The sequence below is a fragment of the Bacillus cereus group sp. MS39 genome (assembly GCF_040448665.1).
Taxonomy (GTDB): domain Bacteria; phylum Bacillota; class Bacilli; order Bacillales; family Bacillaceae_G; genus Bacillus_A; species Bacillus_A wiedmannii.
In genome coordinates, this window is record NZ_CP123058.1 from 2,013,410 (window position 1) to 2,037,685 (window position 24,276).

Here is a 24,276-nt window from a genome sequence, read left to right on the forward strand (position 1 = left end):
TCCAAACCAAGATTATACTTTCGCCTGAAAGCCATTGGGTTTCATTTTCATATGTATTTTATTTTTGCACCAGAACCACTTGTTTTACCGGACAAATCTGTACAAAGCGAGAAAGAATTTATTCATAAATTGTTTGGCTTAGCTTCATAAAATAGAAATGAAAAGGAAATTGCTACTCTATGTTTCTAACTAACATTTTTGCACCAGAACCATATAAAAAGAGGACGAATAGTTACGTCTTCTTTTTATATGGTTATATTAGCTACAAAATAATATCATTTAAATAAATCTTCTACTATATTAGCAGGGGATAGTGATAGAAAAGTGTGTTCCTTTTCCTAGTTCACTTTCTATCTCTATATCTCCGTTTAATTCTTTAATAATACTGTACGCAATCATAGTACCAAGCCCAGTACCTTTTTCTTTTGTTGAATAAAATGGCAAGGCAATACGTTTTATTTGTTGGGAAGACATTCCTATTCCTGTATCAATAATATCAATTACAATATTATCTTTTATTTTTTGTATATTTATTTGTAATACGCCACCATTTTTCATAGCCTCAATTCCATTTTGTATGATGTTGGTTAGACATATTTTTAATTTTTCAGGATTAGCATTTATGTAAAGGGAATCTGTTGTAATATGCTGTTTTATTTCAACATTATATGAAAGAGCGAGTGGTGAAATATTATCTTTCACTTGATTTAATATGTAATTAATATCTAGTTCTTCTTTTATAATGTTTTGTGGTTTGGTTAAAGATAAATAGTTATTAATAGTAGATTGTATTTGCTGCATTTCAAGTAACATAATTTCTAAGTACTTATCTTGAGACATCTTAGCACTCTCATCTTCATTTAGTAATTGAGTGAATCCATGTACCGTGGTCAGTGGATTATGAATTTCATGCGCGATCGATGCAGCTAGTTCGCTAGCTATATAAAATTTTTCTGCTCTTTGCATTCTTTCTTTTATTTTATATTTCTCGATCATTCCTTCTATTAAATAAACTGATAATAATACTGTTAAAACATTTATGATTATATAATTGAATAAAAATTCGATGAGAGTAGAGTCAATTTTACCACCTGTATTTATTTGTGTTACAATACCGCAGATAGAAAGGGAAGTTGTACATATCAAAATAAGTAGAATACTTAATAATATCTTCTTTTCCTTGAAATAAGTAGGTGACAAGTAACGAAACATGATTGTAATAACAGAAATAATAGTAAAGATAATAAATGATGGGAAGACTCCGCTTCCACCTAAGTAAAATCTATAAGAAAGATATAAAACTCCAATACAAATAATGCTCTTTGTATTTCCATATAGAAAAACTAATATAATGGGAATAAAACGTAAATCATAAATGAACCCAGCGTGTAAATGAAAAGGAAAAGTCATACAAAAAATAATTGCAATGGAGGAAAGTACAGAAATTAATATATTATTACATGCCATTTTTTCTTTATGTTCTAGCCAAAATACTTGGTAACTAAGGATACAAATAATAATAATAAATGTATTTAATAATAGTGTAGGAATTCCCATAGTTTATGCCTCTCTGCGAGTTTGTAAGTAGGATTATGTATGTGTTTAATCTAGGTGTTTGGTTTTATTAGATTTTCTATCTTTAAAAAAGAAAAGGAAGGGCACTTGAAAAAGTGCTTTTTTACCATTTATATTAAAATCGATGAGGAAGATAGAAATAAAAAGTTACTTTTACTTATGAATAAAAAAATTGAAAGTAGCCCTTGTATAGGTAAAAGATGAAGCAAATTACAGAAATAGTTACGTTTCTCTGGAGTGAATATTCCGAAAAAACATTGTGTATGGCGAAATTCATTTTATAACCTTCGCCATATTAACATGTAACTTATTAAATTACAAAGAAAAAATTAAAAATTATTATTTTTTTGTTATTTTAATTTATTTAAAAACGTAAAAGTATTCCAGAGGTTATCATTGAGATGCTAGGGTACTTAGACCAATATTCGAACTTCGTAATAACGTTGTTACTTTTTTACTAATATTTTAAATACTAATTTTAGTATAACTAATTAATTAATTTAAAATTCAAATAATTATCTACGTATCTTTTTTTATCATTTTATATTAAATACAATGATATTTATTGTCACATAATAATGCAAATTTCCAGTAAACTAATAGAAAAAATCCTATAAAAACATAATTTACTATCTTTTATATAAACATTGCAGGTGTAAATGCAATAAAAATTCATTATTAATACATATATTCAATCTGAAAATATCTGTTTACATATTAAAATGTCTTTGTAGTGGTCCTTCATGCCAAGAATCGTTTCCGTACTCCAACTACCGTTATTCTAGTATTTTACCAAGTTGCTTATTTTGTTAAGGTATCCTAATATTGTTACTTTTGTGAAATTAAATATTTAAATATTATAATTTATAGTGGATGTTGAGAAAATAAATAATTTGTAAAAATAATATAATATTTGTAACTTTATGTCTTATAATATGAAATATCTTCGTTGTGATTATTTTAAATATTTGAATAATACATCAGATTCATTTTATCTAGGGAGGTTTTAAAATTGGGGAGAAGAGTTGTTAAAAGAGTTTTTGCATTATTATCAGTACTAGCATTATTCTTTAATGTGTTTCTACCGAAGGCAAATGCGGAGGTTATGACGCATGAAAAGTATTCAATGAACTGGAGTTATAGCAACAGTTTAGGAAAGAATATCCGAACTGAAATTATCAAAAATTCAAGCGGTCAAATTGCTTATTGTTTAACTCTAGGTTTAAAATCACCAAATGGTGAAGATCTTCCTGAAATGGGGAAAACAGATAATGTAGTATATAGGGTTCTATTAAATGGTTTCCCACAAAAAAGTATAGAACAACTGGGAGTAGCTAATAAGAATGAAGCACATTATGCAACTCAGCTTGCGGTTTGGAATGCATTAGGTCAACTTGATGTAAATGAATTAAAGCATGAAAATAAAAATGTTGAAAAAGCGGCTAAGACAATTATTAATGCTGCAAATACAAGTGAAGATACTCAAGATATTTTTATGAATGTGATTCCTGCTGAAAAGCAAAAGGCAGAATTAAAGGGTGAGTTTTTTGAAACAAACCTATACACAGTACAAACAAATGCTAAGAGTGGTTCTTATAAAGTAGTAGCGAAAAATGCACCTAATGGAGTTAAAATTGTTAGTGAAAATGGAGAAGTGAAAGATCAGCTTTTACTTGGGGAAAAATTCCGTATCCAAATTCCTAAAGATACAAAAACAGGTGAATTTAATCTAAGTGTTGCTGCAAATTTAACTAAAGTTCAAGCAATTACTTATCGCGGTACTGATACTGTTCAGAATGCTACAGTGCTACTAGAAAGAAATGAGGAAAAGCTTAGTAGTGACCTTGCAGTAAATTGGGAAGCTGCTGGTTCTTTAAAAATTAAAAAGGTTGGGGAAGATGGAGAAATATTAGCTGGTGCAGTATTTGAAGTCTTTAATGCAAATAATGAATCAGTTGGAAAAATCACGACGGGTGCTGATGGTACTGCAGAATTAAATAACCTACCAATTGGTACCTACACAGTAAAAGAAATTAAAGCACCAACAGGTTATGTTTCAGGTGATAAACCACAAACTATTGAAGTTAAGACAGGGGAAATAGGAGCTGTTCAAGTAGTAAACAACAAAGTAAAAGGTAACATCGAAATAAAAAAACTTAGTGATTCAGGTAAGATGTTACCTAATGTTGCATTCACGGTCTTTACTGAAGATGGAAAAGAAGTGAAAAAAGTAGTAACAAAAGAAAATGGAATTGCAAATGTTGATGGTCTTACGTATGGTAAATATTATTTCTTAGAGACAAAAACACCTAATGGATATATTGGAAATAAAACAAAGTATCCTTTTGAAATTAAAGAGCACAATAAAACACTTACTTTTACAGTGGAAAATACAGAAGTGAAAGGTAGTGTGAAATTACTAAAAGTAGATAATGAAGATATCAGTAAAAAATTAGAAGGTGCAGTATTCGAGCTAAAAGATGCAAGCGGGAAAGTAATTGGGGAATATAAGACAGATAAAAATGGTGAAGTTAACGTCAAAGATTTAGCGTATGGTAAATATTCATTTGTAGAAAAGGCTTCTCCAAATGGTTACGTTCTTATTACAGAACCAATTGTGTTCGAAATAAAGGAACACGGAAAAATTATTGAGCTATTAGCAGTTAATCATCTTATCAAAGGTGATCTGGAAATTACAAAAGTTGATGTAGCTGATGGAAACAATAAGCTTCCGAATGCAGAGTTTACTATTTATAATGAAGCAGGAAAAGAAGTAGTTAAAGGGAAAACAGACGATAAAGGTATCGCGAAGTTTGAAAAGTTACCATTTGGAAAATACACATATAAAGAAACTGTTGCACCAAAAGGTTATGTATTGAATGAAGAAATATTCTCTTTTGAGATCAAAGAGAATGGTCAAATCATTAAACATATTGTCAAAGATGAAAAGATTCCATCAGTAAAAACAACAGCTACTGATAAAACCGATGGTACAAAAGAAATGCACACTTCTAAGTCTGTAACAATCCAAGATAAAGTGGAATACAAAGACCTACAAGTAGGTAAAGAGTACACTTTAAAAGGTAAATTAATGGATAAAGAGACTGATAAACTATTAGTTGTAAATGGTAAAGAAGTAACTGCTGAAACTAAGTTTACACCAAAAGAAGCAAATGGTTCTATTACACTAGATTTCACTTTTGATGCAACTGGTTTAGAAGAAAAAGAAATAGTAGTATTCGAAGAGTTACTGAAAGACGGAAAAGTTGTTACTACACATGCTGATATCAATGATAAAGGTCAAACAGTTAAGTTCATTAAGCCATCAGTAAAAACAACAGCTACAAACAAAGCTGATGGTGGAAAAGAGATTCATTCAAAGGATTCTATCACTATTCAAGATAAAGTAGAGTATACTAACTTAGTTGTTGGTAAAGAGTACACTGTAAAAGGTAAATTAATGAACAAAGCTATTAACAAACCATTATTAATTGATGGTAAAGAAATAACAGCAGAGACTAAGTTCATTGCAAAAGAAAAGAATGGTTTTGTAATATTAGACTTTACTTTCGTTGGTGCTGAACAGCAAGGAAGAGAAGTAGTTGTGTTTGAAGACTTATTGCATGAAGGTCAAGTAATTGCAACTCACGCTGATATTAACGATGTAGGTCAAACAGTTCGATTTGTAGAGCCTTCTATTAAAACAACAGCTACAAACAAAGCTGATGGTTCTAAAGTGTTAGATGCTTCTAAATCTGTAACAATCCAAGATAAAGTGGAATACAAAGACTTAATCGTGGGTAAAGAGTACGTTGTAAAAGGTAAACTAATGGATAAAGCAACAAACAAACCATTATTAGTTGATGGTAAAGAAGTAACAGCAGAATCTAAGTTTACTGCAAAAGAAAAAAATGGTTTTATCACACTCGATTTCACATTCAATGCTTCTGCATTACAAGGTAAGGAAGTGGTAGTATTTGAAGAATTGTACCAAGATAATGTTTTGGTAGCTATTCACGTGGACATGGAAGATAAGGGCCAAACAGTGAAATTTAAAGAAGTAAAACCGGAACAACCTAAACCAGAACAACCTAAACCAGAACAGCCGAATCCAGATAAAAATACTCCAACATCAGAGCAACCTAAAGAGCAACCACAACCTAAGAAAGAAATTCAATCTAAAATTGGATGGTTACCGCAAACAGGCGCTGACCTTACAAGTTGGATCTCTATGGCTGCAGGTGCATTATTGTTAATTGTTGGTGGAGTGATTTTCCTAAAACGTAAAAATGCATAAAAATTAAAAAATAAGCACATCTGTTTTTTTTACAAGATGTGCTTATTTTTATGTTAATAATTTAGTCCTATTTACAGTATTTGTGGGTTTGAAATAAAGTCACGATGTTTTGAAAAAAGACGCGAGGTTTTGAAAAAAGTGGCGATATTGCATTACTTCAAAAAAACAATTATCAGGGAGAAGTAGGTTTTAATTTAAACTCAACAAAACCTGAGGACAAATCTGGGGGACATATTTTTGTTTGCATTATTGTGTTCTAACGAGGATTACATTGTAAATAGAAGGTCTTTTAATTACCTTATCAAGTTATTTTTTGTTAGTTAGAAGCAGGCATAAGAAAATTACATAGATATATTGCAAAAATGTAGTATGTAAGATTGCATCAATAAAATGGTTGCAATGCCGGCTGACCTGTAACTATAATAGTTACGGATTGACCGATACCAATCAAACAAATACAATTATCATGAATGGAGATGTTATAGAATGGGTATGAAAAAATTAATTTTAGCAGGTGCTTTAGGATTCGCAGCATTATCAGGAACAAATCTACCAGGATTAGAAGCAACAAAAGCGAGTGCAGCTTCTATTGAAACGAATTTCTCGACGTTAGAAGGACGCGCAGTAGAAGTGGACCATGGTGTGATTGTTGTGAAATCTAAACAATATGAAGAACCAGTTAGTGTGTATATAGAAAATCTTTCAAATGTGAAAGTAGGAGACGAAGTAAAAGCAACTGGATCTATGATGCGTAACTTCACGGAATATATGGTTGCAACAGAAGTTGAGAATACGACAAACAAATTAGGTATGCATTTAAAAGAAAATGGCTCACCTGATTATGTGATTGGTGAAGTATCAGAAGTAGGTACGATGGAAGACAGTGCGACTACATATGTCGTAGTTGAGTATCCATCACAAAATGGGGAGAAAGATGTTATTGACGTGTTCTTAACAAAGGGACAAGTATTTAAAACAGGTGAGAAAGTGAAAATTGATATGAAGTATGTAGGTTGGGGCGGCATTTCTATTAATTACAACACAGTTGATCATATCGAAAAAGTGCATGAGATAAACAATAGCACTCAAAATAATGATGATGTGTGGATTTGGTCTTAATAAGATTAGTAATATTAGAATCGAAACAGTAAGACGTACTTATGTTGTCAAATCTATACTGAAGTGAGTATGGATTATAAAATTTATTTCAAATAAAGCAAAAAAGAGGAGTCTATTCTATGACTTCTCTCTTTTGCTTTATTCGAACTTTGTTTGAGTCTATTTATATGACCATATTTAAGCAAGAATAGCTTTTAAAATTGACACTTTGTTTGTAGTAAATAATACATAATTTTGTTTTACAGTTCTAATTAATATACGATCAGTTGTCCCATATGCTGTTCCGATACGGATTGCACTTGGTTCTTCAACACCCGCATAGGTAGCATCTTCGGTAACCTCAATCATATCACGTAATGGAATCGTGACCTCCGCAAATTGCCATGAAATAATTAACTCTTCTTTTGTTTTTTTGACATCAATACCTAGCATTATACCAAGACCTTTCTATAATAGAATGCTACACTTCTTATCTTATTGTACAAATTTTTAGATTGTTTTTCTACATGTATGCATAGAGCTGATATTTTAAGGGTGCCAAAAGAAAGGGAAGATATACTATCAATCTATTAAGGAATACGTTATGAAGAAAAGTTCACAGGGAATTAATATGGATTTGATATGGTTGAAGTATGATGAATGAGTAACAGTAGGAGTTGCAGGAAGGAAATGAATGATGAGACTTAAATTAGTAGGAACCTTAACTTGTATAGTAGTAACGTTAGGTATCTTTATCATTTACACCAATATATCTATTGGTAAAGAACCATATAAGACAAACCATGAAACTAGTGAAAACTCCATAAATACAGAAAAAAATAGTAAGCAAAATGGGACCTCAAATAAGATAGCAAGTTCCTTTGCTAGTATACAGGCTGTAGTAAATAAGGAATATGGTTTACCCGAAGACTATATGCCAGAGGATTTAGTTGTACCAAATGTACCGTTCTCATTTAGTGAAACGGTAGAAAAGAGTCATCTTCGTAAAGAAGCAGCGGAAGCATTAGAAAAACTATTCCTTTTAGCTAAGCAAGATGGGATCCAGTTGAATGCTGTTTCAGGATTTCGTTCCTATGAGTATCAAAAAGGTCTGTATGCCAATAATGTTAAAAAGAAAGGGCAAGAGCATACGGATCGCTTCTCTGCAAAGCCAGGGCATAGCGAACATCAAACAGGGTTAACGATGGATATTTCTTCTAAAAGTGCGAACAATGAACTAGAGCTATCCTTTGCGAATACGAAGGAAGGAAAATGGCTGAAAGAAAACGCGCATCGTGCAGGGTTTATCATTCGTTATCTTAAGGGGAAGGAAAGTATTACGGGTTATGCATATGAACCTTGGCATATTCGCTATGTAGGAGATATTGCTGAAAATATATATAAGGAAAAACTGACTTTAGAAGAATATATGAATCTGTGAAAATAGAATTGAAGAGTTAAACTGTATTCATTGTTTATGAATGCTACTTTTTCTATTAAAAAGCCTAATTTCTCAATGTTTTGTAGAGAAATTAGGTTTTTTTCATCACTTCATTAGAGTTTTTTAGGCTTCGTTCGTTGGTATACTTCACACAATATTATAAAGGAAATAGAACTTACTGAAGATAACATATGAATGTTTTATAAATGTATCAAAAAAGTGAACAAAATCGTTATTTTGCACAACAAGGTAGTCAGCTTAATGAAATAACTGCTTGTAAAAAAAGAAGCCCTACAGGAAATATTACAGAGCTTCACCAAGTTGAGTTATGTCGTATTCACAAGGGATTTTAACATGATATTTGTGTTGAATAAACTGGTAAATGTGTCCAAGTAATTTGGAGCTATTTTATAAAAAAAGAGAAGCGCTTAATCAGGACGCTCCTCTTAATGCCAATACACAATAACTATCCCATTATACTGTATAAGCGTAAAATATTTAACAACTACCTTCATGGTAAATATTTCATTTTGTCTTAGTACCTTTAAATCACAAAAAAAGGTCCTGTTGTTTCCAACAGAACCTTTCCTAAAATGGCAAAGAGTAACTCTTACCTTACTCTTTGTTTATATACTACAGGAGTTTTAATGAAAATCCAAGGCTCCTTATATTGAGAAATAAAGAAGAAACATTATAAAAAATTTTATCTTTTTTCATAAATAAAAGAGCAGCTAGCAAAAACTAACTGCTCAATACAAGGAGATACAGAGAAAACTAAATGGATTTTGGCATACAGCCTATCAACATTATGGACATAATATTGATTTTTATTCGAAGGAATTCATGTTTTACAAATCAGATTATGATAGTCGATATTCTCCATATTGACCAGAAAAGAACCAAGAATTCTAGTGAAATTCCAAGTGTTCTTTTCCTAGTTTTTTGAAATTCTTTTACTAAATAGCCAATAGCGCTAATTGCTAGAAGAATGAAAAGAATAAGTTCTAGTGTAACTGGCATTTGATCTACTCCTAATCCATTATTTTAATTTATTATATAACGATTATAAGATATTTTTTGTGGTTAGTGGTGAGAAATTAAACAAAACCATCTCTTTACGAAAAAGGTCCTGTTGTTTCCAACAGAACCTTTCCTAAAATGGCAAAGAGTAACTCTTACCTTACTCTTTGTTTATATACTACAGGAGTTTTAATAAAAATCCAAGGCTTCTTATATTGAGAAATAAAGAAGAAACATTCTAAAGAATCTTATCTTTGTTATAAATATAAGAGCAGTTAGCAAAAACTAACTGCTCATCTCCAAGGGGGAACAAGGAGAAAAATCTAATGTCATCTATATTATTGACGGAATATTGAGTTTTACTCATAAAAAACTACGTTTAACTTAATGCATAACCCACAATCAAAGTTAGTGTTAAAAACACTGATAATAACAATGTTAGTAAGACTGTTGCTACACTCCTAAGCATCGCAATCCAATTATTCATCTTAGAAAATCCTATAATGCCAGCAAAAAAAGTTCCTATTGTTAAAACTAGTATTATAAATAAAGGGTGAATGTGTAATGAATCCGTGAAAAATTTGAATAATTCAAGTGGAATTTCAAAATATAAACGGAATAGTCCAACGCAAATCAAAGAGCATATAAAGGACCATAGATTGAGGTTATGCTTCATAGCTTTCTCCTATGTTTTCAAAATAGTTTTACTCAATTTTAATGGGAAATAAAAGAAAAAGATAGAGGTTATAAAGAATAATCAATTTTTTAACAAAATAATCCTTTTAATAGAAAGCGAGGAATAACAATGGGACATGGATGCTTTTTTCTTTGTTATATAGAAATTATACATTAAACATATATTTATAAGCGCTGTTACGACACGCTAAGGAATAGTAATAAAAAGATGAGGCCAATGAAACCGTATAAAAACCAAAAGAATCCTAAGATGGGGAATGTTTTATGAAAATTAAGCATGGTAAACCTTCTTGGGTATATAGAGGATTATAATATATCGTTGGTCTATTTAGAAGAAAAAACATAAATTAGTACACATTAAACGTGAATTGGAACAAAATGGACATTTTGAAGTAGCGAATGCGCTGCTTTTTTATTTTATCAAATAAATTGTTCTTGAGTAGAAATGAAAATAGGGGCTTGCCTTAAACATTTATTATTAATCAAGAATATGAGTATAGAAACAGGTCTAAATTCTGTAATGGTGGAGGGGATTGTTATGGACATAACTCAAAGTGTGGTAAGAATAGTGGTTAATGGGAAAGACCTTCCGTTCACTTCGGTTCAAACCTCTGCATGGAATCATGGACCTGTAAATGATTTAATCGTTTCGACGAATCAGAGAGTGAATGAGCTTTATCAATTCATGTGGTCACAAGTACCAGTTACGATCTCGGTGTATTTTCTTCAAGGGGCGGATTTAATGAGATTCGCTAGGATCGCTGGAATTAATGAACGTGTAACGGGAGAATATATATATCATTTCATTTGGGGATAAGAAGAATTCAAAGTAGCTTAACAGCTGTTTTTTTATTTTGCATAGAAAAAGGAACCATAATAGGCTCCTTAATTTGATTCAGAAGTTGTGTAGTTTTTCTTGATGATATCTTTTATGTTGATAATTAAGGATATAAGGAATCCAGCAGCTAGGATACCGTTTACCCAGTAATATGTATTCCCGGATGTAAATTTATTATAAAAGGAATCGATATTATAATACACTAAGCCTGCTGAAATGACGGTAGAGATTACTAACGTACCAAAACTTTTCATGACGCCGTCCTCCAATTCTGAAATTTTAGACTTTTAATACGATTATACATTTAAATAAAAAGGTTTACAAAGGAATTACCATAAGGAGGAGTTATAACAAGTTTCTTCCAATTGATGGTTTTTATTTTTGAAAAAATAACTATTGTATAAAAAAATTTTTTTGACCCCCATAAAATCATTTGTTCTTTCGAATATATATAAGTAGAAGAAAACAAATGAAAGAAAAAGCTAAAATTACCAAAAATATAGCGAAGAGTTATTCAAAGATTGCAGCTAAAATAGAAAAGAGCAAGTGGCATTGCAAAAGAAAATAAGAAAGCAGTACAAAATACAGACGTCAATTTAGTACAAGTGGAAAAAATAGTCATATAAAAAAATCGGCCTCGAAAAATATGAGCAACAGCAAGAGGACAAACCAAAAGAAAAGTACTAACAAAATGTGGTTGAATGGTCACTTGTTTAGTGGCCTTTTTGCTATTTGAAGGAGGCTGGGAGATTACTAGTGTTGAGTTTAGTAATGAAGATCCTAAGAAAACCGAAAATAGAAGATATCGTATGTGACATACAAAACAATGGAGGAGATAAGGGAGCATTTATCATACAGTATCAGCCTTTTATTAAAAAATCAATATCGTCTGTCTGTCGCCGATATATTACAGAACAGGATGATGAATATAGTATTGGACTGTTTGCGTTTAACGAAGCAATTGAACAGTATTCATATAAAAAAGGGAAATCTTTTCTAGCGTTTGCTGACCTTCTTATAAAAAGAGATGTAATTGACTATATACGCAAGGAGTCTAAGCATAACTTTGTCTTTTTAAAAGAAGATGAGCAAGAGGAAATGTTAGAAATGCAAGTGTCGCTTACGGAGTATATGAAAGAGATGGAAAATAGTAACCGCAAGGAGGAAATTCTTCATTTTCAAAGTGTGTTAGCTGAGTTTAAAATCACATTTTCAGAGCTTGCTAAAGAATCTCCTAAGCATCGTGATACGCGTGAACATCTAATAGAAATTGTGAAGATTATTATAAGAGAAGAGGAAATGATGGAAGAGTTGTTCCGAAAGAAAAAATTACCCCTAAAACATATTGAACCACTTGTTAGGGTAAGTCGTAAAACGTTGGAACGACATAGAAAATACATTATTGCAATGTGTATTATTTTTGCAAACAACTATACATACATTCTTGATTATATAAGAGGGGAAAAGCATGATGAATAAAGGAATTGTGATGGATATAAAAAAGCATAACGTAGTTGTTTTAACTCCAAATGGAGAGTTTATTACATTTAAAAGAAAAGCGCACCCATACATGATAGGAGAGGAAATCTCGTTTAACAAACAAGAACAAAGAGCGCCGCGTTTTTCCATACCACCTTTCTTAAAGCCTACAACAGTAATTGTTGCTGGTTTTCTATGCGTATTGCTGTTTTTCTATAATCAACCAGAAGAAAAAGTATTTGCTTATGTCTCAGTTGATATAAATCCAAGTATAGAGGCGAGCGTAACGGAGGATCTTCGTGTTATAGATTTGCGGGCTTGTAATGATGATGGAAGGCGTATTTTACAAGAAATGAACAGGTGGGAAAATAAACATCTGCAAGACGTAATACGTATTATTATAAAGCAGAGTCAAGAGGATAAGTACTTAACCAATGATAAGCAAGTCATGCTAACGGCTATTGCAAAGGACAAGTCGCTAGAACCACAGTTGGAAAAGGCTATGCAGGAATTAAAGAAAGAATATGAGATAAAACATGTTACAGTCGAATATCAAAGCAGTACGATGCAAATACGGGAAGATGCCGAGAAAGCAGGAGTTGGAACGGGCGTTTATATAAAACAAGAGAATGAGAAGAAAAAATCGCTTGCTCCATCTGAAACGCCGTCTAATCAAGAACAACAAAAGTCGTCTTCTGATGCATCATCGGACGCATCTCCTGTAAAAGAAGAGAGCAACGAGAAGAAAGAGTATATAGAACAAAAGCAATCTAAGGAACAACAACCGAAGCAAATAAAAGAAAATAATGTGAATCAGCAAGAGAACAGCGGAAGAGGATCACAAGGGAATAGTGGAAATCAGCAAGGGAACAACGGAAGAGGCTCGCAAGGAAATAATGGGCACCAGCAAGAGAACAGCGGAAGAGGCTCGCAAGGGAATAATGGGAATGGGCAAGGAAACAACGGCAGAGGGTCCCAAGGAAATAATGGGAATGGGCAAGAGAATAACGGAAGAGGCTCGCAAGGGAATAATGGGAATGGGCAAGGAAACAACGGCAGAGGATCACAAGGAAATAATGGGAATGGGCAAGAGAATAACGGAAGAGGCTCGCAAGGAAATAATGGGAATGGGCAAGAGAATAACGGAAGAGGCTCGCAAGGGAATAATGGTAGAGAATCACAAGGGAATAATGGAAATGGGCAAGGAAACAATGGTAGAGAATCACAAGGAAATAATGGGAATGGACAAGGGAACAATGGAAGAGGCTCGCAAGGAAATAATGGACACCAGCAAGAGAACAACGGAAGAGGCTCGCAAGGAAATAATGGGCACCAACAAGAGAACAATGGTAGAGGGTCTCAGTAAGGAAAGTTCCTATCACATAATATAGAGTGAAAGAAAAATCTATAGAATAGGGAGGATTCCTTCCATCTGAAGATATTTTTTAACATTTTTTTAAAATGACGGACATAAAATCGTATATCCTTTCGAATTATATATATGGATATCATTAATGTTTATATAAAAGGGGAGAAAAAATATGAAAGAAATGTATGAAGAAATCACTGAAGTATTGAAGGTATTAGCACATCCTGTCCGTTTATCATTAGTAAAAATAATGCTTGCAAAAGGCCCTATTAACGTAACGACAATGTATGAAACATTACAAATGCCTCAAAGTACAATTAGTCAACATTTATCTAAACTAAAAGCTACTAAAGTCGTTACAGGCACTCGGAAAGGGTTAGAAATTTATTATGAAGTAACGGATAATCGTACAAAAGCGATATTATTAAGCTTGGCTTAATGGGTGATTGTTTAGACTTCAAAATGAAGTAAGAAATTCAGCGACTGAAATTTTCTTATTAACATTAGTCGTATGCGTTGTTGTTTTTAATTTGTTTAATATATTTCTTTATTTGGGTCTTGCCGTATCACTATCAAGCTAAATTTTAAATGGACTATAAAAATGAAAGTTTCCTTATTAAGGTCTTTTTGTTAGCTTGATAGTGATGTGCCGTTCCCACTAGTATGTAAAGAAATGGGTAGGTTTTTTTAGTCATGTAATCTTTTGATTTGATGATCTTTTCCCCATTCACATAGTTCATCCATAATTTGCATTAAAGATTTCCCGTATTCGCTTATTGTGTATTCAACCTTTGGTGGTACTTCTTGATATACAGTACGATGGATAATCCCGTCAGCTTCAAGTTGCCGAAGTTGTTGTGTCAGAACTTTTTGCGTAATGTTTGGGATTTCTCGCCGGATTTCATTTGTTCGCATTTTTCCATCCATCAAAACACATAAAATATGAACTTTCCATTTTCCACCGATAACATCGAGTGTCGTTGCAATTGGGCAGTCTTCATTTTGATTCATATAACACCTCCACAGGTACTTTAAGGTTCCTATAGCACTTTAAAGTACGTACTTTTCAATTATATGTGACTCACTCATACTAATACGTAAAGGATTGAATAATTTAAAAAGGGGATGGGAAATGATGAGAACACTTGTAATTGTAGCACACCCTCATATTGAAAAATCAAAAATTAATAAAAGATGGATTGAAGAACTTGAAAAACATTCGGATGAAATAACGGTGCATGAATTATATAAAGTGGCACCGAATTGGGAGTTTAATATTGAGGAAGAGCAAAAACTATTAGTAGAACATGACCGATATATATTTCAATTCCCGCTTTATTGGTACAGCACACCACCATTATTGAAAAAATGGTTTGACGATGTATTAACATATGGATTTGCGTACGGATCAAAAGGAGATAAAGTGAAAGGGAAAGAATTTGGTTTAGCTATTTCTATAGGTGGATTAGAAAAAGACTATGAAAATAGCGGAATTACGATGGATGAGTTGACGAAACCATTTCAAGCTACGTGCTTATATACAGACATGAAATTTATACCTTCATTTTATTTATATGGTGCCGAATATAAATTAAGTGATGAAGAGGTTGATAAAAGTGCACCTGAGTATGTACGATATGTGATGAATAAGCAGTATTCTAATATATAAGGAGAAACAGTCATTTACTTGTGAAGTAAATGGCTGTTTTTTTATTAGTTTTATATTCACTAAGTGTAATCTTTAGTAAATTAATAGTTAATCTGGTAAAATAAAAAACCTAACATATATAAAGGGGAGTTTTACTTGAGAACGATGCAAAAATTATTACAAAAAAGAGCAATGCAATCACCAAATTTGGAAGCGCTTGTAGGGGGAGAGAAAAGGTATTCGTTTCAGCAGTATAATGAACGAGTAAATCAGCTTGCACACTATTTGCTACATAACGGTGTACAAAGAGGGGATCGTATTGGAATACTATGCAAAAATAATCATCCGTTTCCAAGCGTTATGATGGCAAGTTTAAAAATTGGAGCTGTATGTATTCCGCTAAATCATCAGCTTACTGCTTTTGAATTAGAAACGATTGTAAAAGAAGCAAAATTAAAAGTGTTAGTTATTGATGAAGAATTTAAAGAAGTTTTATTAAAGATTGATGCTGTTAAAGAAATCTCTTATGTAATTAAAACGACAGAAGAAGGTTTTGGTTCATTTGAATTAACATTACAAGAACAGCCAATGACAGAACCGAACGTAGAAGTTCATGAAGAGGATGATGCGATTTACTTATTTACTTCAGGAACGACTGGACAGGCGAAAGCATGTGTTATTGGACATAAAAACTTACATCATTATTTTGCTGAGATTGCAGGACAAAGAGAAATTCCAGCAGGTGAGCGCTTTTTATCCGTGCATCCATTGTTTCATATGAGTGGCGTGCTTTCTATTTTAAATTGTATTTATCATGGCGTTACGATGATATTCTTAGCTGATCCGAATCCTACTCTTATTTGGGATAAGATTGAAGAAGAGAAAATTACGACAATGCTTGCATTCCCGGCTGTTTATAGCTACATGCTTGATGAGCTAAATAAAAAAGAACGTAACATTTCGACTTTTAAAGTAGCGCAAAGTGGTGGTACAAAAGTGCCAGAAACACTCATTCAAAAATATATGGAAAAAGGAATATATATGGTGCAAGGCTATGGTAGTACGGAAGGTTGGGTTGTAACTTCTTGGCATCCAATGATGGGGAAAGAAAAGATGTCTTCTGTAGGAAAAACGCTTAAACATGTAGAGCTGAAAATTGTTCATCCAGAAACAGGTGATGAACTAACAACAAATGAAGTTGGCGAAATTCATGTAAGAAGTCCATACATGTTTAAAGGATATTGGAATAATGAAAAGGCGACAAAGAAGGTAGTAAAAGATAATTGGTTTAACATGGGCGATGCTGGCATGATAGATGACGACGGATTCCTGCATATTATGGGAAGATATAAAGACGTTATCATACGCGGTGGTGACAACGTATATCCAGATCAAGTAGAAGATGTCATTCATGAAATACATGGTGTTTTAGAAGTTGCAGTAGTTGGGGTTCCAAATGACTTTTGGGGAGAGATTCCGACAGCGTACATTGTAAAAGACATGCAAACGTCTTTAACAGAAGAAGAAATTATGCAGCACTGTAAAGAAAAACTAGCAAGTTATAAAATACCCGAAGTTGTATTTATGGACAAATTACCGAAAAATGCTTTAGGAAAAGTGTTGAAGAGGGAATTAAGGGAAGATGTACTTGTAAAATAAAAAGTGATTAGATGATAAGGAATCCAGTTATGCAGTGAGAGCATGACTGGATTTTTGTTTGTAAGGAACATAATAATTTACTAGATTTTGTATTTTGTGTAAGATAATAAAGAATATTCAATTAATAATTCGAGGATGAGAGGTAAATGAAGCTACCATTATTAGAAGTAGAAACAGAGAGACTTATGATCCGTCCGTTCCAAAAAGATGATTATGAAAGTTGGTTAGATGGATTTAATAAGAGGCTGCCATCTCAATATAAATACGATGATGGTTATCATGACATGTCGTCTTCAACAAAAGAATGGTTCGCGGAATGGATAAAAGGTTTTGATGAAGCAGCACATCGAGATGAGATGTATGTATTAGGTATTTTTCGTAAAGAAGACGGGGCTAATATTGGAAAGCTAGAGCTAATAAAAATTTTACGTATAGATTATCAATGGGCGATGATGGGGTATTCCATACATAATCAATACTGGAAAAATGGATATGGTGTTGAAAGTGTGAAAAACGCGTTATCGTTATTTTTTAATAGTCTTCATTTTCATAGAATTGAATTACATATACGTGTTGATAATGAGCCATCCGTTCATCTCGCGGAAAGAGCAGGCTTTTCTTTTGAATGTAAGAGAGAGGCTTTTTCTTTAGAGAAGGATAAGTGGATGGATTTTCTTATTTATTTTAAAAATAAGGAGATGGATATATGAGAGTTCTAATTACAGGTGGAAATCGCGGTTTAGGGTTACAGTTAGTCAAAGTATTTCATGAAAATGGGCATATCGTTTATCCGTTAGTTAGAACTGAAGTTGCGGTAACGCAATTGAAGCAAATATTTAGTTGTAGATGTTTTCCTATATTGGCAGACTTATCGATTGATGAGAGTACGGAGCAAATTAAGAACCAGCTTAAGGAATATACGGAGCATATTGATCTAGTTATAAATAACGCTGGAATTACTGGAAAGGAGACTGAGATTTTACATACAAATTCAGAAGAGTTAACCGACTTATTTAATATTCACTGCTTAGGCGTAATTCGAGCTGTAAAAGGTACATATGTGGCTTTAGCTAAATCGGATCATCCGAGAATAATAAATGTGTCCTCTCGGTTAGGATCACTACATAAAATGGCGAACAAAGAGTTTCCGCAAGGACAGTTCTCATATTCCTATCGAATTGCTAAAGCTGCACAAAATATGTTAACACTCTGCTTACAACAAGAGTTTGAGGATAAAGGAATTCGTGTAACTGCTATTCACCCTGGAAAATTAAAGACTGACATTGGTGCTTTTGATGCGAATATGACTCCGGCTGAAGGAGCGCAAAATATATATGATTGGGTAATAGATTCAAATGAGGGTACTTCAGGGAAGTTTATTGAGCCGGGTGTGGGGGAAATAAAGTGGTGAAGTACGATCTTACAGTAGTTCAAAATTTATTTGGTCCTTCGAAAAAAATATTAAATGGTTTACCAAATGCAGTAACGATTGAAGAGATAGAAGAAGATGTTTTTTATAACGTACAAACATATAAAGAAAAGATAAGTAGATTTGAAGAGGTTTGTTTTAATTGGGAGCTAAAAAGAGCGAGTATTGTATTAAACAAGAGGTTTAGTAGTTATAACTCAAGTGCAAAAGTGTTACTTGATGCCGGTTTTTCTTTGTATGCCGCAAAGATAGAAGTATGTAGAGAATTGAACAATATAGAAGAGCTTGAAAGACAATATACATATCGATCAATAGCAGAAGGAACGTTATCGGAAAAAGAATTTAAATATATTTGGGAACGATGTATGTCGGGTTCAGGGAATCAAACTTCAATTTTAACTATCGATGAGCATTTTTATTCAGTGCAAACAGAGTTAGGTAAGGGCTGGGAAAAGTCATGTATTGTTTTTTATGATAAAAATGAGCCGATTGGTATGTCCATACCGCATATAGAAACTGGAACAGAAGGGGAAGGACGGTTATTTTATTTTGGGGTAATGCCTTATTGTCGCGGGAAAGGAATTGCTTCCCAGCTGCATCTTCAATCGTTGCATATGTTAAAGGAAATGGGGGCCACCTATTACATCGGAGGCACACATACTTCAAATGAAAAGATGCAGAGGATATTTTGGAGAAATAATTGTTCGTTGAAAACGGAGATAGAGCTTTATTATAAAATTTTTAAAGAAGGTTAGAGGAAAAGAGAATGAAGACTATAAACGTATTTCATTACGATGCATTTACAAATAAACCAAGTATGGGGAATCCAGCAGGTATTGTATTAAATGCAGATGGATTAATGGAAGAAGAAATGCAACGTATTGCTGAAAAAGTTGGATTTAATGAAACGTCTTTCGTTCTTTCTTCAGAAGTAGCAGATATAAGAATGCGCTTTTTTACACCTCGTTTTGAAATGGATTTATGTGGTCATGGGACAGTTGGGACAATATTTGCCTTGCGTGAAAGAGGTTTATTAGAAGAGAAAACAAATTTTACGATTGAAACGAAGGCAGGAATTTTACCAATACAAATAGATGTAAATGATAAGGGAGAAGCCTTTATTAAAATGAGGCAGGCAGCACCTCAGTTTAAAGATTTTGCAGGTTCAAAAGATGAATTAGCTCATAGCATTGGTTTGGGCGTAAATGATTTAGATGTAAGTTTACCGATTGTATATGGAAGTACGGGGAACTGGACTGTAATTGTACCGGTCAAAAATCTAAATGTATGTGAGAGAATGAAACCTAATAATGAGGTGTTTCCATCGATATTAAAAGAAATACCTAACGCTTCTATTCATCCAGTTTGTTTAGAAACTTATGATGAGCAGGCACAAATGCATGGGCGACATTTCTCATCGGCTTATGCTGGAACGATTGAAGATCCAGTGACAGGAACAGCTTCAGGTGTAATGGGAGCGTACTATACGATGTATGTCGAGAAAGATTTTGACCATGAAATGGAGTTAATCGTTGAACAAGGACAGGAAATGAATAAAGATGGTCGTGTAACGGTATATGTAACGAAAGAAGGAGAAAATGAGAGATTACAAATAGATATTGCTGGAACAGCTGTGTATGTGAATGAGTTTAAAATTTCAATTTAAAAGAAGAAAGCCCGGCATATAGCCAGGGCTTTACGTTATCTGTTCAATACTTCAATATACGAAGCATCTCCAGTTGTTCTTAGAGCAGAGCGGAAATTGTTGTTTTCTAACGTTTTAGCGACTTGTTGTAACTGCTGTGCATCATCATGATGGATAAGTAAGCTGTCAGCACCGCTTTCTTCTATATGAATGTGTTCGACATTTCCAATGGCATCATGTACAGCTTTTAAAAATTCAGGTTTCATAATGTCCTCCTATATGTATGTAAAGTTGTTGTTAGTATTTCCTTATTTTTGAAATATAAAAGTAAATGAATTTTTGTTATATTAAGATTTCGGAAGGGGTTTCCTCTTCGTTTGTCAAATAATAGTAAAGTTGTCTTTTAAATTGAGGGAATCTTCGGAATTGAAGGGTGAGGGAATGGACATTTCAATAATTACTGCACAACTATTTAAGGAGAAAGTTACTTCACATGATCCAAGTAGCGTAAAAGCGTTGAACGGGGGAACGACAAGTACTGTATATTTGTTGGACGAAAAATATGTAGTAAAGCTGAATGAAGCGGAAGTAATACGTGAAGAAGCTAATTTTCTCTCATTTTATGAGGGGAATAATTTATTTTCAAAGCTTTTGTATAAGGAAGCTTTACATACATATATTGTGTATTCTTTCCTTGAAGGTAATACTTCGTGCGAACAAGGATATAAACGAAGTACGCTTAGAACACTTGTAAAAGAAGTTATCAATAAGTATAAAATTGTTCCAGAGGCAGAAGGCTGGGGATGGAAAGAAAGTCCGGTTCAATGTTGGAATGAATTTTTAACGGCAAATGTGATGGAAGCTTATGAAAATGTAAGACGTTACATAAGTGAGGAAGATTATAGAATTGTTCTTAAACTAGCAAATAGGGACGCCGGAGTAAATCAGCCATTTTTATTACATGGTGATTTCGGATTTCATAATTTTATATTCCAAGAGAATGAGCTGTATGGAGTAATTGATCCATTACCAGTGCTAGGAGATCCTATATATGATTTAATTTATGCATTCTGTTCAACTCCTGAAGATATAACAAAAGAAACGATTGATTATGTGATGAAACAATGTGTATTTCATAAAACAGAACGAGATTTATACGAGGAAATAGTAATAGGATTATATTTGCGTATAGATACATGTTTGAGACACCACCCGAAAGATTTAGAAGATTACTTAGTAGCTTGGCGTTATTGGATGGGCGAAATTGAGCCGGCTTTATAGTACAAATAGTTTGGGGGAGATAGTGAAATGAACATAGCAGAGGCAAAACGAGATTTAGCACAAAGAACGAAAAAAGGATTTCCAGTTATAATAGCTGGTATTTTATTTTGGGTTGTAGCGAGTATAACGGGTGTTCTTCTTTCAGAAAAGCAAGTTGTGTGGGTGTATTTAATTGGTATGGGTTGTGTGTTTCCTTGCGGCCTAATGATAGCTGCCATATTAAAAATTGATATGTTTGCGAAAGGAAATCCGCTCGGGACTTTAGCTGGAGTAATTGGCGGGATAAATGTATTAAATATTCCGTTTGTGTTACTTGCCTATTTTCAATTTCCAGAGTGGTTACCTTTTGTAGTAGCGATGTTAATAGGTGTTCATTTTGTACCGTACGTATGGATTTATGAAAGTAAAAGTTATGGTTTACTGTCAGTAGGGACCGTATTCGTAACGTCAGTTTGCGGGATTCTTTTTGCCGACAATGGATTTACTGTAATTCCATTGTCAGTTACAGCTGTCTACTTACTAACCCTAGTAGGTTTATTAATTGAAAATAAAAAAATAGATCATTATCAACAAAAATCAGCTTAATAAAAATATAGGGATAGGGGGAATTAGTATGAAAAATTTCGTTTGTACAACGTGCGGCGTACAGTATGCAGCGAGTGTGGAAGAACCGGTAAGTTGTGTTATTTGTGATGAGGAGAGACAATATGTGAATCCGAAAGGGCAGTCTTGGACGACTCTAGAAAAATTGCGAACGAGTGATACATATAAAAATGAAGTGATAGAAGAAGAGTATGGACTTTATAGCATTACGACAAAACCGAAATTTGCGATCGGTCAAACGGCATTTGTCATAAAAACGGATGCCTATCGTTTATTATGGGATTGTATTACTTATTTAGATGAAACGACAATTGAGCAGATAAAAGAGTGGGGCGGGTTAGATGCGATTGCACTGTCTCATCCTCATTATTATTCAACGCAAGTCGAATGGGCAGAAACGTTGGATGTACCAATTTATATACATGAAGACGATAAAGAATGGGTAGTACGCGCGAGTAGTCGTATTATTTACTGGTCTGGCGAGTCTTTACAATTAGCGGATGGAATTACTATTCATCGTCTTGGAGGACATTTTAGCGGCGGTTCTGTATTACATTGGGAAGAAGGAAATGATGGGAAAGGTATTTTATTAACAGGTGATATTATTCAAGTCGTAGCGGATCAGCAGTGGGTGAGCTTCATGTACAGCTATCCGAACTTAATTCCATTATCAGCAAGAAAAGTGGAGGAAATGGCGAATCGAGTGAAGCCGTTACAGTTTAATCGTTTATATAATGCTTTTCACCGAGTAGTGAAAGAGAATGCAAATGAGGCAGTGGAACGTTCTGCTGAAAGATATATTAAGGCGGTAGAAGGAAAGTTGTTTCGTACGTAAAAGGAGAGTTAGCTCTATGAAAACGTTAGTATGCTTCGGTGATAGTATTACAGCTGATGAAACCTTTTTTGATGGAACACCGAGGTTAACACCGTGTTTGCAGGAGATGTTTCCAAATTGGAAGGTGGTAAATGCGGGGGTTCCGGGTGATAATACGTTCGATGCATTACATAGGGTTGAAGATGATGTACTATCCCATAAACCAGACTTTGTAACCGTTTTTCTTGGTACAAATGATTCGGTATTATTTGATCCAGTACCATTACAAGTATACAAAGACAATTTAGAGAAGATTGTAAGTAAGATTTCACCAGAAAAAGTATTACTTATTAGTCCTGCACCAGTTGATGAAAAACGCCAGCATAATAGAACCAATAAAGTAATTGGTCAGTATGCAGACGTAGTAGAGGAAGTGGCGAAGGAAACAGGAAGTTATTTTCTGAATTTATATGCTGAGATGATTCAAGAACAGAGTTATAAAAGATTTGTAGAAGATGATGAAAAAGACGGTTTACATTTTGGCCGACAAGGTTATGAATATGTAGCGGAGTTAATTGGTAAAAAGTTAAAAGGGATTTTGTAAGAAGCAAAGTGTGCGCGCTTTGCTTTTTTGTTCGCGTATTTCCTCCTACAATGTTGCTGTGTTCAATGCAGTAGCTTTTATTATGCTAAACATGTAGGAAAGAAATGAATAAAGTGGAATATAATTTGTTTCGCTAATGGAATGCATCCAAGACTTAACAGTTGATTATTAGAACTGTAAAGTTTAAAATTACAGTATAGTTTTTAGAAGTGAGTTGCCATCGTTTGTAAAAAACAGATAAATTAATTATATTTTGAATAAATAATATAACGTGTATTTCATTCTAAACTGTAATTTTTTTTAATACATTTCAATAATCTATATAATAATTTAAAAAGTAAAGGAGTGTGTAAAATATGGTGATTTTATATACGACAGCAAGCTGTAGTTCATGCCGAAAAGCAAAAACATGGCTTGAAGAACATCAAATTGATTATACCGAAAAAAATATCGTATCAAATTCTCTTACAGTCGATGAGCTTAAATCCATTCTCCGTTTAACTGAAGATGGTGCTACTGAAATTATTTCAACTAGATCTAAAACTTTTCAGGAATTAAATATAAATATTGAGGCGCTTTCGCTTAATGAGTTTTATAAATTAATAATTGAGTATCCTCAAATGTTACGTCGTCCAATTATGCTGGATGAAAAAAGATTACAGGTTGGTTTTAATGAGGAAGAAATTCGTAAATTTTTACCGCGTAGCGTTCGAACATTTTTGAATATTGAATTGCAAAAAATGGCTAATTAATAAGTAATATTTTGAAAGGAGGAAACAG

Annotated in this window: 24 protein-coding genes; 18 read left to right on the forward strand and 6 right to left on the reverse strand. The window is 33.2% G+C overall.

Annotated features, from left to right (window positions below; all coding sequences use genetic code 11):
* Positions 1–300: 300 nt before the first annotated feature.
* Positions 301–1,557 carry an ATP-binding protein gene (locus QEP67_RS10480; RefSeq protein WP_000512663.1) on the reverse strand — a complete coding sequence of 419 codons (1,257 nt, stop codon included), beginning with the start codon at positions 1,555–1,557 and terminating at the stop codon, positions 301–303.
* Between the two features lie 1,030 nt (positions 1,558–2,587).
* On the opposite strand from QEP67_RS10480, the gene QEP67_RS10485 reads away from it, so the two are divergent.
* Positions 2,588–5,872 (forward strand): VaFE repeat-containing surface-anchored protein, encoded by a 3,285-nt coding sequence (locus QEP67_RS10485; RefSeq protein WP_000533698.1) that lies wholly within the window; start codon positions 2,588–2,590, stop codon positions 5,870–5,872.
* A 486-nt stretch (positions 5,873–6,358) separates the two neighbouring features.
* On the forward strand, positions 6,359–6,991 hold the full coding sequence (locus tag QEP67_RS10490) for a F0F1 ATP synthase subunit alpha (protein WP_000525508.1): 633 nt from the start codon (positions 6,359–6,361) through the stop codon (positions 6,989–6,991).
* Positions 6,992–7,168: 177 nt separating this feature from the next.
* On the opposite strand, the gene QEP67_RS10495 is transcribed toward QEP67_RS10490, so the two are convergent.
* Positions 7,169–7,423 (reverse strand): hypothetical protein, encoded by a 255-nt coding sequence (locus QEP67_RS10495; protein ID WP_000900583.1) that lies wholly within the window; start codon positions 7,421–7,423, stop codon positions 7,169–7,171.
* A 244-nt stretch (positions 7,424–7,667) separates the two neighbouring features.
* Here QEP67_RS10495 and QEP67_RS10500 point away from each other — a divergent pair, with 244 nt between their 5' ends.
* Positions 7,668–8,411 carry a M15 family metallopeptidase gene (locus tag QEP67_RS10500; protein ID WP_033658826.1) on the forward strand — a complete coding sequence of 248 codons (744 nt, stop codon included), beginning with the start codon at positions 7,668–7,670 and terminating at the stop codon, positions 8,409–8,411.
* A 1,399-nt stretch (positions 8,412–9,810) separates the two neighbouring features.
* Here QEP67_RS10500 and QEP67_RS10505 read toward each other — a convergent pair.
* Positions 9,811–10,107, reverse strand: coding sequence for a hypothetical protein (locus QEP67_RS10505; protein WP_000682247.1), 297 nt, complete (start codon positions 10,105–10,107; stop codon positions 9,811–9,813).
* Positions 10,108–10,665: 558 nt separating this feature from the next.
* Between QEP67_RS10505 and QEP67_RS10510 the strand changes: the two genes are divergently transcribed.
* Positions 10,666–10,944 (forward strand): hypothetical protein, encoded by a 279-nt coding sequence (locus tag QEP67_RS10510; protein WP_033709650.1) that lies wholly within the window; start codon positions 10,666–10,668, stop codon positions 10,942–10,944.
* Between the two features lie 68 nt (positions 10,945–11,012).
* Here the strand turns inward: QEP67_RS10510 and QEP67_RS10515 are convergent, their stop codons facing one another.
* Entirely contained in the window at positions 11,013–11,219 is a 207-nt protein-coding gene (locus tag QEP67_RS10515; RefSeq protein WP_000834521.1) for a hypothetical protein, read from the reverse strand.
* 502 nt (positions 11,220–11,721) lie between these two features.
* Between QEP67_RS10515 and sigI the strand changes: the two genes are divergently transcribed.
* The 3 genes from sigI (at position 11,722) to QEP67_RS10530 (ending at position 14,252) form a co-directional block, all read left to right on the forward strand.
* The gene (gene sigI, locus QEP67_RS10520) at positions 11,722–12,444 is read left to right on the forward strand and encodes an RNA polymerase sigma factor SigI (protein ID WP_002107989.1); all 723 of its coding nucleotides are present in this window, start codon (positions 11,722–11,724) and stop codon (positions 12,442–12,444) included.
* On the forward strand, positions 12,437–13,810 hold the full coding sequence (locus tag QEP67_RS10525) for an anti-sigma factor domain-containing protein (protein ID WP_353706571.1): 1,374 nt from the start codon (positions 12,437–12,439) through the stop codon (positions 13,808–13,810). The genes sigI and QEP67_RS10525 overlap by 8 nt, the downstream gene beginning before the upstream one ends.
* 175 nt (positions 13,811–13,985) lie before the next feature.
* Positions 13,986–14,252, forward strand: coding sequence for a metalloregulator ArsR/SmtB family transcription factor (locus tag QEP67_RS10530; protein WP_000661861.1), 267 nt, complete (start codon positions 13,986–13,988; stop codon positions 14,250–14,252).
* A 248-nt stretch (positions 14,253–14,500) separates the two neighbouring features.
* Here the strand turns inward: QEP67_RS10530 and QEP67_RS10535 are convergent, their stop codons facing one another.
* Positions 14,501–14,824, reverse strand: a complete 324-nt coding sequence (locus QEP67_RS10535) for a helix-turn-helix domain-containing protein (RefSeq protein ID WP_001072996.1) — start codon at positions 14,822–14,824, stop codon at positions 14,501–14,503.
* Positions 14,825–14,948: 124 nt separating this feature from the next.
* Here QEP67_RS10535 and QEP67_RS10540 point away from each other — a divergent pair, with 124 nt between their 5' ends.
* The 6 genes from QEP67_RS10540 to QEP67_RS10565 all read left to right on the forward strand — a co-directional run bounded on the left by QEP67_RS10540 (position 14,949) and on the right by QEP67_RS10565 (position 20,215).
* Complete coding sequence (locus QEP67_RS10540) at positions 14,949–15,482, forward strand: NAD(P)H-dependent oxidoreductase (protein WP_001259767.1); 534 nt, start codon at positions 14,949–14,951, stop codon at positions 15,480–15,482.
* A 135-nt stretch (positions 15,483–15,617) separates the two neighbouring features.
* Entirely contained in the window at positions 15,618–17,120 is a 1,503-nt protein-coding gene (locus tag QEP67_RS10545; protein WP_001259940.1) for a class I adenylate-forming enzyme family protein, read from the forward strand.
* Between the two features lie 146 nt (positions 17,121–17,266).
* Positions 17,267–17,830 carry a GNAT family protein gene (locus tag QEP67_RS10550; protein ID WP_353706572.1) on the forward strand — a complete coding sequence of 188 codons (564 nt, stop codon included), beginning with the start codon at positions 17,267–17,269 and terminating at the stop codon, positions 17,828–17,830.
* The gene (locus QEP67_RS10555) at positions 17,827–18,531 is read left to right on the forward strand and encodes an SDR family NAD(P)-dependent oxidoreductase (RefSeq protein ID WP_001264500.1); all 705 of its coding nucleotides are present in this window, start codon (positions 17,827–17,829) and stop codon (positions 18,529–18,531) included. The genes QEP67_RS10550 and QEP67_RS10555 overlap by 4 nt, the downstream gene beginning before the upstream one ends.
* The gene (locus QEP67_RS10560) at positions 18,528–19,304 is read left to right on the forward strand and encodes a GNAT family N-acetyltransferase (protein ID WP_002107996.1); all 777 of its coding nucleotides are present in this window, start codon (positions 18,528–18,530) and stop codon (positions 19,302–19,304) included. Before QEP67_RS10555 ends, QEP67_RS10560 begins: the two co-directional genes overlap by 4 nt.
* Before the next feature lie 11 nt (positions 19,305–19,315).
* On the forward strand, positions 19,316–20,215 hold the full coding sequence (locus QEP67_RS10565) for a PhzF family phenazine biosynthesis isomerase (RefSeq protein WP_000849364.1): 900 nt from the start codon (positions 19,316–19,318) through the stop codon (positions 20,213–20,215).
* A gap of 35 nt (positions 20,216–20,250) precedes the next feature.
* On the opposite strand, the gene QEP67_RS10570 is transcribed toward QEP67_RS10565, so the two are convergent.
* On the reverse strand, positions 20,251–20,460 hold the full coding sequence (locus QEP67_RS10570; RefSeq protein ID WP_000801653.1) for a hypothetical protein: 210 nt from the start codon (positions 20,458–20,460) through the stop codon (positions 20,251–20,253).
* A gap of 175 nt (positions 20,461–20,635) precedes the next feature.
* Here QEP67_RS10570 and QEP67_RS10575 point away from each other — a divergent pair, with 175 nt between their 5' ends.
* The 5 genes from QEP67_RS10575 to spxA all read left to right on the forward strand — a co-directional run bounded on the left by QEP67_RS10575 (position 20,636) and on the right by spxA (position 24,248).
* Entirely contained in the window at positions 20,636–21,475 is an 840-nt protein-coding gene (locus QEP67_RS10575; protein WP_064057417.1) for a phosphotransferase, read from the forward strand.
* 27 nt (positions 21,476–21,502) lie between these two features.
* The gene (locus tag QEP67_RS10580; RefSeq protein WP_001017283.1) at positions 21,503–22,060 is read left to right on the forward strand and encodes a hypothetical protein; all 558 of its coding nucleotides are present in this window, start codon (positions 21,503–21,505) and stop codon (positions 22,058–22,060) included.
* 28 nt (positions 22,061–22,088) lie between these two features.
* Complete coding sequence (locus QEP67_RS10585; RefSeq protein WP_000788182.1) at positions 22,089–22,913, forward strand: hypothetical protein; 825 nt, start codon at positions 22,089–22,091, stop codon at positions 22,911–22,913.
* A gap of 16 nt (positions 22,914–22,929) precedes the next feature.
* Positions 22,930–23,496, forward strand: coding sequence for an SGNH/GDSL hydrolase family protein (locus QEP67_RS10590; protein ID WP_064449740.1), 567 nt, complete (start codon positions 22,930–22,932; stop codon positions 23,494–23,496).
* Positions 23,497–23,852: 356 nt separating this feature from the next.
* Entirely contained in the window at positions 23,853–24,248 is a 396-nt protein-coding gene (gene spxA, locus QEP67_RS10595) for a transcriptional regulator SpxA (RefSeq protein WP_353706573.1), read from the forward strand.
* The last annotated feature ends 28 nt before the right edge of the window (positions 24,249–24,276 follow it).